We start from the raw sequence: 11,671 nt of genomic DNA on the forward strand, positions 1-11,671 counted from the left end.
GAAGGCGCGCTGCACCATCGACGAGCGCTCGTACTTCATGTTGTCGCGCAGATAGTCGAAGCCGAGCTCGTTGTTGGTGGCATAGGTGACGTCGGAAGCGTAAGCCTCGCGGCGCTCATCATCGGAAAGGCCGTGGACGATGATGCCGACGGTCAGGCCGAGGAATTTATAGACGCGGCCCATCCATTCGGCGTCGCGCTTGGCGAGGTAGTCGTTGACGGTAACGACATGCACGCCCTTGCTGGCCAAAGCGTTGAGATAGACCGGCAGGGTGGCGACCAGGGTCTTGCCCTCGCCGGTGCGCATCTCGGCGATACCGCCATTGTGCAGCACCATGCCGCCGATCAGCTGTACGTCAAAAGGCCGCATGCCGAGCACGCGGCGGGCCGCTTCGCGCACCGTGGCGAAAGCCGGGATCAAGAGGTCGTCGAGCGAGGCGCCGTTGGCGAGATCCTGGCGGAACTTTTCCGTGCGCCCCGCAAGCTCGGCATCGGAAAGCGCCCGCATCTCGTTTTCCATGGCGTTGATGGCTTCGACCCTGGGCCGGGTCGACTTGACACGGCGGTCATTGGAAGAACCGAAAACCTTACGGGCGAGACCGCCGAGACTGACCATCCAATGGTCCTTTCGATAGCATTTTAGTCGTTGCGACGGGTGCCGGGCGGCCCCATCAAATCCGCGTGAATGCGGACAAACGCAAAAAGCGCCCGGAAAACGGTTCTGGACGCAAAGTCGTTGGACAGATAAGAGGGGGCTCAAACGATGTCAACGCTGCGTTAGCCCTATGGGCAGCGCCAAATTCCGCCACAATCAGATTGATCTGGAACCTGTTCCGCTCAAGCATCCCTATTGGCAATCCCCATTGGAGTTAAACTTGATGTCCCTGTTGTTCCGCCGTGCGTCGCTCGCCGGCCTTGGCCTGGCCTTAGGGCTCTCGGCTCTTTCGCTGTCGCCGCTGATGGCGCAGGAGACCGCTCCGGCCCAGCCGGACGCCGCCGCGCCTGCCGCCGCTCCCGTCGACCCGAATGCCGTGGTCGCCACCATCAACGGCGAAAAGCTGACCGAGGCTGACCTTGCGCTGGCTGAAGGCGAGCTGTCGCAGCAATTCGCGCAGCTGCCGCCGGAGCAGCGCCGCGCCGCGGCGCTTTCGGCGGCGATCGAGATACGCGTCATGGCCAAGAAGGCCGTCGACAGCGGTCTCGACAAGGATCCGGATTTCCAGCGTCGCATGGCGTTCCTTCAGCAGCGCGCCCTGCATGGCGAAGTGGTCGAGAAGGACGTCGTCGACAAGGTGACGGATGCCGATGTGCGCGCCCGCTACGACCAGGAAATCGCCAACACACCGCCGGTCAACGAAATCCACGCCCGTCACATCCTCGTGAAGACGAAGGAAGAAGCCCAGGCGATCATCAAGGAACTGGACGGCGGCGCCGACTTCCAGAAGCTCGCCAACGAGCACACCAGCGACCCGAGCGGCAAGACCAATGGCGGCGACCTCGGCTGGTTCGGCCCGGGACAGATGGTGCCGGAGTTCGACAAGGCGGCGTTCGCGCTCGAGGTTGGTAAATATTCGAAGGAGCCGGTGCAGTCGCAGTTCGGCTGGCACGTCATCAAGGTCGAGGACAAGCGCGCCAAGCAGCCGCCGGCTTTCGACGACGTCAAGGACCAGGCCAAGCAGGCGGTGATCCGCGACAAGTATTTCGCCATGGTCAAGGAACTGCGCTCGGCCGCCAAGGTCGAGATCCCGGACGGGAAGCTGAAGGCAGCGGTCGACACGCTGGAAAACGGCAAGTAATCCGCAGCCGGATGTCAATCCTGCAAAGGGCGCCTTTGGGCGCCCTTTCGCTTTTCAGGCTTCAGGCGGCCATTATTCCGCGCGTGATGTAGCGGACGGCGGTGCGGATCGTCGTTTCGTCCTCGTCGAGGCGATCCGTCAACAAATGCCTCCAGGCGAAGGAGGCGATCAGGTCCGCCACGATCCCGGCATCGATATCCGCCGCGACTTCACCGCGAGCCTTGGCGCGCTCGATCATCTGACTGGTATGACTGCGGCGCCCTCTCGTGTAGTCGGCCAGCGCCACAGCGGCGGTCTCGTCAGATTGCGCCTCGGCGACCACCGATCTGAAGATCTTGCCCGACGGGCTATCGCGCCAATGCACGAACAGGTTCTTGAGGAAGCCGACAAGGTCTTCCTCGATGTTTCCAGTATCGGGCGTCTCGACGCGCTTTTGGCGTTTATACACCTCGATCAGCAGCGCTGCCTTGCTCGGCCACCAGCGGTAGATGGTCGGTTTTCCGGCGCGCGCGCGTCGCGCGACGGCCTCGATCGAGAAGCCGGAATAGCCGTCTTCACCAAGCACGGCTTCAGCCGCCTCCAGGATGGCGTCGGCGCTTTCGGGATTGCGCCTGGCGCCGATCGATTTGCGCCCGCGGGCCGCGGCGTCACCCATTTCGCCTTCCTTAGCCGGTGAATCTGTTGGCAATCATATTGGGTCCGGAGATGAAACGAAACGATCCGTTTTAGGTTGCGGAGGCGTCGGCCTGGCAGCAGACGCGCGGCCAGACGCCCCTTGCGCCGGGCCGCGCTATCGGGCAAACCGGCCTTCTTTTCGCGTTCTTGCCGCTCCGGGGTCCCGATGTCCGCTACGATTTCGCCGCTTGCACCCAAGAAATACCCCAAGATGCCGGTCATCGAGGGCGTGCGCATCGCGACCGCCGAGGCCGGGATCAAATACAAGAACCGTACCGACCTGCTCGCCATGGTCTTCGATCCGGGAACGGCCGTGGCCGGCGTCTTCACCCGGTCGAAATGCCCGTCGGCGCCGGTCGACTACTGCCGCCAGAACCTGCCCGCCGGCAAGGCGCGCGTGCTGGTGGTGAATTCCGGCAATGCCAATGCCTTCACCGGCAAGAAGGGCAAGGCTTCGACGGCGCTGACCGGCGAAGCGGCGGCAAAGGCCGCGGGCTGTGGCGAGAACGAGGTGTTCCTGGCCTCCACCGGCGTCATCGGCGAACCGCTGGACACCAACAAATTCAGCCATCTGCTGGCCGGCCTGGTGACGGACGGCAAGCTGGATTCGTGGACCGAGGCGGCCAAGGCCATCATGACCACCGACACCTATCCGAAGGTGGCGACGCAGACGGTGAGGCTCGGCGAGACCGACGTCACCATCAACGGCATCGCCAAGGGCGCCGGCATGATCGCGCCGGATATGGCGACGATGCTTTCCTTCATCGCCACCGACGCGCCGATCGCCGCTCCGGTGCTGCAGGACCTGCTGTCACGCGGCACGGCCAAAACCTTCAACGCCGTCACCGTCGACAGCGACACCTCGACCAGCGACACGCTGCTCCTCTTCGCCACCGGCAAGGCGGCCGCGCGCGGCGCTCCGGTGATCAGCGATCCGAAGGATGCGCGGCTCGGCGCCTTCCGCCGCGCGCTCGGCAAGGTGCTGAAGTCGCTGGCGCTGCAAGTGGTGCGTGACGGCGAGGGCGCGCGCAAGCAAGTCGAGGTTACAGTGACCGGCGCGAAATCGGCGCGCTCGGCCAAGCGCATCGCGCTCTCGATCGCCAATTCGCCGCTGGTCAAGACGGCGGTCGCCGGCGAGGACGCCAATTGGGGTCGCGTCGTCATGGCCGTCGGCAAGGCCGGCGAGCCGGCGGACCGGGACCGCCTGTCGATCTGGTTCGGCGACAACCGGCTGGCGTTCGAGGGCGAGCGCGATCCGGCCTATTCGGAGGAAGCGACCTCGGCCTATATGAAACGCGACGACATCCGCATCCGCGCCGATATTGGCATCGGCCGCGGCAAGGCGACGGTGTGGACCTGCGATCTCACCAAGGAATATGTCGCCATCAACGGCGACTACCGGAGCTGATGGCGCCTGTGTCCAGGCATCCGGGGAGCGTGCTTGCGATGGTGCGCCGCTACGAGGCGGCGGGTTTCCGCGCATGGCCCGCGGCTGCTGTGCATTACGACGGCACCTGGCTGGTGCGGCTGACGGCCGGCCATCCCGCCAAGCGGTTGAATTCGGTCAATCCGCTCGATCCTGGCGACACCGATCACGTCGCTGAACGCATCGTGCGCGCCAGCCGACGGTTCGACGCTTATGGCCGGCCGCTGACATTCCGGATGTCGCCACTGTCGGGGCAGATGCTGTCCAAGCATCTCGACGAGGCCGGCTGGAACCGGTTCGACGAATCGCTGGTCATGCGGCTGCCGCTGGCGGAAGCCGAGCTTGGCGAAGCCATGGACCAAATTCCGCTTAAGGACATCAGCCGCTTCATCGGCGCGCTTCTCAAGACGAGCGGCTCGGATGCCTCCCTGCGGCCGGGCCTGTCGGAAGTCATCGGCGCCATCCAACCGGAAGCCGGGCTGTTCGCGCTCGAAGACGGCAGCGAGCCGCTGGCGACGCTGATCTGCGTCCATGATGGCGATCTTGCCGGGCTGTTCGAGGTCGCCACCGAAAAGTCGGCACGCAAGAAGGGCCATGGCCGCAACCTCATTCTGTCGGCATTGAAATGGGCCAGGCTGCGCGGCGCGCGCGAGGCCTGGCTGCAGGTCGAAGCCGGAAACGTGCCGGCGTTGGCGCTTTACCGGTCGCTCGGCTTCGAGGAAGTCTACCGCTACCACTATCGAAGGCCGCCCGGCGCATGAGCGAGATCAAGCCATCCGGCAGGCGCCTGCTGCTGGTCGCTGCCTGCGCGCTGGTCGACGCCGACCGGCGCGTGCTCCTGGCGCAGCGCCCCGAAGGCAAGCAGCTGGCTGGCCTCTGGGAGTTTCCCGGCGGCAAGGTAGAACCGGGAGAGACTCCCGAAGAATGCCTGGTCCGTGAGCTCCATGAGGAACTCGGCGTCGAGACCGAAATTCCTTGCTTGGCGCCGCTCACCTTCGCCAGCCACTCCTATGACGACTTTCACCTGCTGATGCCGCTCTATATCTGCCAGCGGTTTCGGGGCATCGCCCAGCCGAGGGAAGGGCAAGGACTGAAGTGGGTGAGGCCGCGCCAGATGCGCGACTATCCGATGCCCCCAGCCGACGCGCCGCTGGTCCAGTTCCTCATCGACCTTCTGTAATCCCCGCCGCCGCTTTGTCTGTTTTAGGCAGCGTTAATGGAAGATTTATCTCGACGTGAAAAATTGAACGAAGCGTCCGCTTTGTTTGGAGCCAATTCATGAGCCTCGAGAGAGACTGGGATTCGATCCGGCCCGACCGGGGTTTCCGCGCCGTGGATGCCGGCATGGGCATTTTGCGGATCACGCTGCTCTTTGGTTCCGCCGCTGTGGCGCTGGCGCTGATCGCCACGCCCTTCCTGGACAGCCAGACGCGTTCGCAAAGCGCTCGTGACAGCTTCGCAAGCGGCCTCGACATGGCAAGCACCGGCTCGATCGGTCATCGCGACATCTACACACTGCGTCGCAGCGTGCTCCAGCCGCTGCCAAGCTCCATCTGCGTGATCCGCAACGACGGCAGCCGTCACGGCGACTGCTGATTTTTGGTTAATGACTTTTTCGGGACAGGCCTGTTTCATTCGCTGTTAAGCTTTTGCTGTTAACCTTTCTTAACGGGTAGGACATTAGAATTTCTGCATGAGGGATCGACGACCATGAAAAACCTGCTGCAGCAATTCGTTAAAGATGAAACGGGCGCCACGGCCATCGAATACGGCCTGATCGTCGCGGTGCTGTCGCTGGCCATCATCGGTGGTGTCGGCCAGGCCGCCAGCGCCCTCCAGTGGCTATTCAGCGACAACAGCAGCAGGCTTGTCCAAGCCTTCTCCCCCTGACGACACCGGTCCGGCATCGGAGGGGTTCATCCGAGCAGAGCGGCCGATCACTCCTGAGGTGGTTGTTTTTAGCGATCCTGGACGGAAGCCGCAGTGTGTTGTTCCTGGAACTGTTCCGGCCGCGCAGGACTCAACGTTCTGCCGGCTTCTCCAGAATCGCCTTGAGCGAGACTTTCGCCGAACCGGGCCTGAGCGGCTTCTGCTGCGAGGCGTCGGGCGCCCAGCCGGACAGCCAGACGATCGAAAAGCTGGCGCGGATGCGGCCGTCCGGATCTGAAAATCGTTCCGCATAGATTTCGGCGGCGCGCGCGAACAGCCGCCTTGTGTCCGGCCGCCGGCTGCGGTCGAGAAGCGGGTTGGTTTCACCCATGGCGCGCAGATCGGCGGCGAGGCTGAACAGCGAATCGTAACGCACCGTGACTGTTTCGACGTCGGCCACTGGAAGCGCCAGGCCAGCGCGCTGCAGCAGAGCGCCCGCGTCGCGCACGTCGGTGAACGGCAGGACGCGCGGGCTGGCGCCGCCATGGAGCTCGGTCTCGGCGGTCAGCAGGCTCTCGCGAAGCTCGGCAAGCGTGCCAGCGCCAGCAAAAGCGCCGAGGAAGAGCCCGTCGGGCCGCAGCGAACGACGGATCTGTGCAAGAACGCCGGGAATGTCGTTCATCGCCTGCAACGACAGCAACGAGACGACGAGATCGAGGCTTTCGGCTTCGAACGGCACGGTTTCGAGCGGCGTCACCACACCGTTGCCGGGGCCGACGAACGCCTCGTCCGCCTCGACGCGTACGATGTCGCCCACCTTGCCGCTTGCCGCGATCACCTCGACTGCCGCCGGCGTCTGGCAGAACAGCGCCGCCGCCTTGCCGAACCGGCGTTCGACGGCGTCGAGACGGTCGGCCAGGTCCTCTGCCGCCCGCTGCATCAGAAAATCGGCGCCGGCGATCGGGTGCGCAAGCGCCCGGCGCTTATGCGCAAGCCAAAGCTCGGTATCGATCAAGGGCTGCAATGGATAGGTTCCTGTTGTCCGCGCGACCCGGAGTGGTGCTATGGTGCGCGGGGGTTTCAATCACGTGGCCGATCCGCTGGAGAAGATCAAGACCGTCGCTGTCGCGAGTCTCGCGCGCCGGGCACTCGGCTGGCCGGCGCGAATGCTGTTTCCGCCGGTCTGCGCCGGCTGTCGCCGGCAGGTGTCGCAGCCCGGGGTGCTGTGCGGCGCCTGCTGGCCGAAGCTCCGATTGCTGGAGAAGCCCTGGTGCCCGGTCATGGGCACTCCGTTCACGCACGACATGGGTGAAGGCTTCCTGTCCGCCGAGGCGATCGCCGATCCGCCGCCGTTCGAGCGGGCGCGGGCCGCGGCGGTCTATTCAGGGGTCGCGCGCCAGATGGTGCAGGGGCTGAAATACCAGGATCGCACCGATCTCGCGCCCTGGATGGCGCGCTGGATGGTGCGAGCCGGCGCGGAATTGATCGCGGACGCCGACGTGGTCGTGCCTGTTCCGCTGCACTGGCGGCGCTTCTTTCGGCGCCAGTTCAACCAGTCGGCGGAACTGGCGCGAGCGGTGTCGAAGCTCTCCGGCCTGCCGTTTTCACCGGCGGCGGTCAGGCGCGTGAAGCTGACCCGCCAGCAGGTCGGGCTGGAGCGGCACGAGCGGGAGGAGAACGTGCGCGCCGCCTTCCGCGTCCGGCCCGAAGCCGAGATCGAGGTCGCCGGCCGCAGGGTGCTCGTCATCGACGACGTCTACACAACCGGCGCCACCGTGCGCGCGGTCGCCAAGGCGCTGAAGAGAGGCGGCGCCGGAACGGTCGACATTCTCACCTTCGCCCGTGTGTTGCCGGGGGACTTCCGAGCTGACGAGTCCGCGACTATATAGGCTGGTTGAGTTGTCGTTTTTTGCATGTCTTTTGCGCATGCATGAGCAGGATTGCTGGCCGATGGTCGATGTGACGATCTACACCCGTATGATGTGCGGTTACTGCACAGCCGCCAAGCGGCTGCTTGACCGCAAGGGTGTGGCCTATACCGAGCACGACGCTTCCTTCTCGCCGGAACTGCGCCAGGAAATGATTTCGCGCGCGCATGGGCGCACCACCTTTCCGCAGATTTTCATCGGCGACAGTCATGTCGGCGGCTGTGACGACCTCCACGAACTGGAGGCGGAAGGCCGGCTGGACGCCATGCTTGCCAACGGGAGATGACGATGGGTTCCTTCAAGGTCGCGGCCGTGCAGATGCGCTCGGGCACCAATCCGGCGCGCAACGCCGAGGATATGGAACGGCTGGTGCGCGAGGCCGCGGGCCTGGGCGCCACCTACGTGCAGACGCCGGAAATGACGGGCGCGCTGATCCGCGACAAGCAGGCAGGCGCTGCCGCGTTCATGTCCGAGGACAAGGATGTCGTCGTCGCCACGGCGCGGAGGCTGGCGAAGGAACTCGGCATCTATCTGCATGTCGGCTCGACGGCGATCCGTCGCGCCGACGGCAAGCTCGCCAACCGAGCCTTCCTGTTCGCGCCGGACGGCGCCATGGTCGCCGGTTACGACAAGATCCACATGTTCGATGTCGACCTCGACAATGGCGAGAGCTGGCGCGAGTCCGCCTCCTACGAGCCGGGTTTGGAAGCGGTCGTCACGAACATCAAGGGCGCGAGGCTAGGCTTCGCGGTCTGCTACGACCTGCGTTTCCCGCAGCTGTTCCGGGCCGAGGCGCTGGCCGGCGCCGACGTCCTGTCCGTACCCGCCGCCTTTACGCGCCAGACCGGCGAGGCACATTGGCACGTGCTCTTGCGGGCGCGTGCGATCGAGAACGGCGCCTATGTCGTGGCGGCCGCGCAAGGCGGCCTGCACGAGGACGGCCGCGAGACCTATGGCCATTCGTTGATCGTCGACCCATGGGGGCGTATCATCGCGGAAGCCGCGCATGACGAGCCGGCGGTGATCGTGGCCGAAATCGATCCGGCCCAGTCCGCGGCCGCGCGCCGCAAGATACCCAATCTCAAGAACGCACGCGATTTCACCGTCAATGCTGGCGCGGCGGAGCCGTCGCGCCTCAGGGGTGCAGCCTCTTGATCCGTTTTTCCCTGATCTGCGAACATGAGCACGAGTTCGAAGCGTGGTTCCGCAGCAATGATGATTTCGACACGCAAAAGAAGCGCGGTTTCGTCGACTGCCCGGCCTGCGGCTCGCACAAGATAGAAAAGGCGCTGATGGCGCCGGCCGTCTCGACCTCGCGCAAGCAGGAAAAGGTCGCCTTGGCCATGGGCGAGGCGCAGAAGCAGGCGCTGGCGCAGCTCAAGGCGCTGGCCGACAAGGTGCGCGAGAACGCCGACTATGTCGGTGACAAGTTCGCCGAGGAGGCGCGCAAGATCCATTTCGGCGAGACCGATCCGCGCGGCATCTATGGCGAGGCCACGCCGGAAGAGGCCAAAGGCCTTATAGAGGACGGCGTCGAATTCATGCCGATTCCCGGTTTTCCCGACGATCGCAATTAGCGACAGCGGGAGCGCTTGACGCTCTCCAGGCTGCGATTGCGCAAGCGGTCCATTGGGCCGGGCGCGGCGTCTATACCTTCGTATATTCAAGTATACCACCGCCAAATTGACCGTCTCGCAAGGCGGTGGGAGAAGGTCTGTGCCTTCGCAACAGTGATCGCTTTGGAACCAAGAACAGATGGACAGCTACCCGAGTAGCTGTCCGGTCAGCGTTTTCGCGCGTGGCCGGGCAGCTATGCATCGAACCGGATCGCCGCTGGCGCAGTCTGCCAGGCGAGCATCGAACGGGCCTAGCTCGTCGGCTCGCCCGTGGGACGGTCGATAGCGGTCCCAGGAGGTGAGTGATGAACAAGATTTTCGTCTTCCACGGCAAGGACGAGATGCCGTCCGTCGGCAAGGCGCCCATGGCCCGGTCCTCGACCAGCGCGCGTGTTCTGCCGTTCCGGCGCGGGGCGCCGAATTTCGCACTGCGCGCGGTATGGCGGCGCGACCCCACGAGCGGCAGGCTCGAATGCCGCTGGCAAGCGGAGCGCGGCATCGCATCCGAAGATGGCTCCGGTCGCCGGCGAATCCCCGTCGTCAGGCGCGGCGTTGCCGCCGTTGCGGTGCGCCGCGCGTCATCCCTGCTCCGCTGAGGTTCCGCCATGGTGTTTCTTCCTCAAGACCGTCCGGAGCAGAGCGCCGTCGCAGCCTTCGTCCGTTCCCGTCTCCTGCCCAACAGCTACGACGTCGTCGCATTCGCCCTGGTGATCGCGACGATCGCGCTTGTCCTGCGGGGGTCGCACGAGATGCGGGCCTCGCTCGAGGCGCTGCAGATGGCCCCGGTCTCGCTCGACATCGGCCATCTGCCCGAATATGCCCTGCGCACGACGCTCAGGATGTTCGCGGCGATCATCGCTTCGCTCATCTTCACCTTCATCGTGGCGACGCTCGCCGCCAAGAGCAAGCGCGCCGAGCTTGTGATCATCCCGGCGCTCGATATCCTGCAGTCGGTGCCGGTGCTGGGCTTCCTGACCTTCACCGTCACTTTCTTCATCGGGCTGTTTCCGGGCAGCCAGCTCGGCGCCGAGTGCGCGTCGATCTTCGCGATCTTCACCGCCCAGGCCTGGAACATGGCCTTCTCCTTCTATCAATCGCTGCGCACCGTTCCGAACGACCTCGATGAGGTCAGCCGGGGCTACCGGCTGTCCGCATGGCAGCGATTCTGGAAACTCGAGGCGCCGTTCGCGGCGCCCGGGCTGATCTGGAACACGATGATGTCGATGTCGGGCGGCTGGTTCTTTGTCGTGGCTTCGGAGGCGATCACCGTCGGCAACACGACGGTCCAGCTTCCCGGCATCGGATCCTACCTGGCGCTGGCCATCGACCAGAAGAACTTCACAGCCGTGGCATGGGCCGTGCTGGCGATGGCGGTGCTGATCGTGCTCTATGACCAGCTGCTGTTCCGCCCGATCGTCGCCTGGGCGGAGAAGTTCCGCTTCGAGCAGACGGCGAGCCAGGACAAGCCCCGTTCCTGGGTCTACAGCATGATAATCCGTACCCGGCTGCTGAAGCGGCTGATGATCCCCTTCGGCTGGGCCTGGGACCGCCTGATGCTTATCCGTCTCGACGGTGGCAGGACGAAAGCCCGATCGGCCGAGGTCGGCCGCGCGAGCCGGGTCATCGATCGCCTCTGGCTGGTGCTTGTCCTGATCCTGACGGCGTGGGGCGCCTGGATCGCTTTCGACTATATGCGCCAGACCCTGTCCTGGAGCGACGCGAAGGAGGCATTCGGCGGCGGCCTGGTGACGCTGCTGCGCGTCATCGTCCTGATCGCGGTCGCCAGCGTCATCTGGGTGCCGATCGGCGTCTGGATCGGGCTCAGGCCGGCGGTTGCCGAACGCGTCCAGCCACTGGCGCAGTTCCTGGCTGCCTTCCCTGCGAACGTGCTGTTTCCCTTCGCTGTCGTCGCTATCGTTGCCACCGGCGTCAGCCCGAACATCTGGCTGTCGCCGCTCATGGTGCTGGGCACGCAGTGGTACATATTGTTCAACGTGATAGCGGGCGCCTCCGCCTTTCCCACCGACCTCAAGGAAGCGGCCTCGGTCTACCAGATACGCTCATGGACCTGGTGGCGGCGTGTCATCCTGCCGGGGATTTTCCCGTATTACGTGACGGGCGCCATCACCGCTTCCGGCGGCTCGTGGAACGCCAGCATCGTCGCCGAGCTGGCGAGCTGGGGTGACACCAAGCTCGAGGCCTACGGTCTTGGCGCCTACATCGCCAAGGCGACCGAAGCAGGTGACTTTCCGCGTGTCGTGCTCGGCATCGCCGTCATGTCGCTCTTCGTCACACTCTTCAACCGCACCCTGTGGCGCCCGCTCTACGTCTATGCAGAGCGCCGGCTGCGCCTCGATTGACC

The 11,671-nt window shown here is 64.8% G+C and carries 14 protein-coding genes and 1 pseudogene; 12 read left to right on the plus strand and 3 right to left on the minus strand.

Annotated features, from left to right (window positions below; all coding sequences use genetic code 11):
• Nucleotides 1-615: pseudogene (locus Q0L57_RS29210) on the minus strand (preprotein translocase subunit SecA); the annotation flags it as partial.
• Between the two features lie 262 nt (nucleotides 616-877).
• On the opposite strand from Q0L57_RS29210, the gene Q0L57_RS29215 reads away from it, so the two are divergent.
• Nucleotides 878-1,795 (plus strand): peptidylprolyl isomerase, encoded by a 918-nt coding sequence (locus Q0L57_RS29215; RefSeq protein ID WP_296746560.1) that lies wholly within the window; start codon nucleotides 878-880, stop codon nucleotides 1,793-1,795.
• Nucleotides 1,796-1,856: 61 nt separating this feature from the next.
• Here Q0L57_RS29215 and Q0L57_RS29220 read toward each other — a convergent pair whose 3' ends face one another.
• Nucleotides 1,857-2,450 (minus strand): TetR/AcrR family transcriptional regulator, encoded by a 594-nt coding sequence (locus Q0L57_RS29220; RefSeq protein WP_296746561.1) that lies wholly within the window; start codon nucleotides 2,448-2,450, stop codon nucleotides 1,857-1,859.
• Nucleotides 2,451-2,636: 186 nt separating this feature from the next.
• Here Q0L57_RS29220 and argJ point away from each other — a divergent pair, with 186 nt between their 5' ends.
• The 5 genes from argJ to Q0L57_RS29245 all read left to right on the plus strand — a co-directional run bounded on the left by argJ (nucleotide 2,637) and on the right by Q0L57_RS29245 (nucleotide 5,786).
• The gene (argJ, locus tag Q0L57_RS29225; protein WP_296746562.1) at nucleotides 2,637-3,878 is read left to right on the plus strand and encodes a bifunctional glutamate N-acetyltransferase/amino-acid acetyltransferase ArgJ; all 1,242 of its coding nucleotides are present in this window, start codon (nucleotides 2,637-2,639) and stop codon (nucleotides 3,876-3,878) included.
• The gene (locus Q0L57_RS29230; protein ID WP_296746563.1) at nucleotides 3,878-4,657 is read left to right on the plus strand and encodes an N-acetyltransferase; all 780 of its coding nucleotides are present in this window, start codon (nucleotides 3,878-3,880) and stop codon (nucleotides 4,655-4,657) included. Before argJ ends, Q0L57_RS29230 begins: the two co-directional genes overlap by 1 nt.
• On the plus strand, nucleotides 4,654-5,076 hold the full coding sequence (locus Q0L57_RS29235) for a (deoxy)nucleoside triphosphate pyrophosphohydrolase (RefSeq protein WP_296746564.1): 423 nt from the start codon (nucleotides 4,654-4,656) through the stop codon (nucleotides 5,074-5,076). The genes Q0L57_RS29230 and Q0L57_RS29235 overlap by 4 nt, the downstream gene beginning before the upstream one ends.
• A gap of 98 nt (nucleotides 5,077-5,174) precedes the next feature.
• A complete protein-coding gene (locus tag Q0L57_RS29240; RefSeq protein ID WP_296746565.1) occupies nucleotides 5,175-5,492 on the plus strand; it encodes a hypothetical protein in 318 nt (105 codons plus the stop codon).
• A gap of 114 nt (nucleotides 5,493-5,606) precedes the next feature.
• On the plus strand, nucleotides 5,607-5,786 hold the full coding sequence (locus Q0L57_RS29245) for a Flp family type IVb pilin (protein ID WP_296746566.1): 180 nt from the start codon (nucleotides 5,607-5,609) through the stop codon (nucleotides 5,784-5,786).
• 130 nt (nucleotides 5,787-5,916) lie between these two features.
• Here the strand turns inward: Q0L57_RS29245 and Q0L57_RS29250 are convergent, their stop codons facing one another.
• Nucleotides 5,917-6,789 (minus strand): methyltransferase domain-containing protein, encoded by an 873-nt coding sequence (locus Q0L57_RS29250; protein WP_296746567.1) that lies wholly within the window; start codon nucleotides 6,787-6,789, stop codon nucleotides 5,917-5,919.
• Nucleotides 6,790-6,853: 64 nt separating this feature from the next.
• Between Q0L57_RS29250 and Q0L57_RS29255 the strand changes: the two genes are divergently transcribed.
• The 6 genes from Q0L57_RS29255 (at nucleotide 6,854) to Q0L57_RS29280 (ending at nucleotide 11,669) form a co-directional block, all read left to right on the plus strand.
• Nucleotides 6,854-7,654: a ComF family protein gene (locus Q0L57_RS29255; RefSeq protein WP_296746573.1), complete on the plus strand. Its 801-nt coding sequence runs from the start codon at nucleotides 6,854-6,856 to the stop codon at nucleotides 7,652-7,654.
• Between the two features lie 61 nt (nucleotides 7,655-7,715).
• Nucleotides 7,716-7,979: a glutaredoxin 3 gene (gene grxC, locus Q0L57_RS29260; protein WP_296746568.1), complete on the plus strand. Its 264-nt coding sequence runs from the start codon at nucleotides 7,716-7,718 to the stop codon at nucleotides 7,977-7,979.
• 2 nt (nucleotides 7,980-7,981) lie between these two features.
• Nucleotides 7,982-8,848 (plus strand): carbon-nitrogen hydrolase family protein, encoded by an 867-nt coding sequence (locus tag Q0L57_RS29265; protein WP_296746569.1) that lies wholly within the window; start codon nucleotides 7,982-7,984, stop codon nucleotides 8,846-8,848.
• A complete protein-coding gene (locus Q0L57_RS29270; protein ID WP_296746570.1) occupies nucleotides 8,845-9,270 on the plus strand; it encodes a DUF1178 family protein in 426 nt (141 codons plus the stop codon). The genes Q0L57_RS29265 and Q0L57_RS29270 overlap by 4 nt, the downstream gene beginning before the upstream one ends.
• A gap of 344 nt (nucleotides 9,271-9,614) precedes the next feature.
• A complete protein-coding gene (locus Q0L57_RS29275) occupies nucleotides 9,615-9,905 on the plus strand; it encodes a hypothetical protein (protein ID WP_296746571.1) in 291 nt (96 codons plus the stop codon).
• 9 nt (nucleotides 9,906-9,914) lie between these two features.
• Nucleotides 9,915-11,669, plus strand: coding sequence for an ABC transporter permease subunit (locus Q0L57_RS29280; protein ID WP_296746572.1), 1,755 nt, complete (start codon nucleotides 9,915-9,917; stop codon nucleotides 11,667-11,669).
• Nucleotides 11,670-11,671: the final 2 nt, after the last annotated feature.

The organism is Mesorhizobium sp. (genome assembly GCF_024509055.1).
GTDB lineage: Bacteria > Pseudomonadota > Alphaproteobacteria > Rhizobiales > Rhizobiaceae > Mesorhizobium.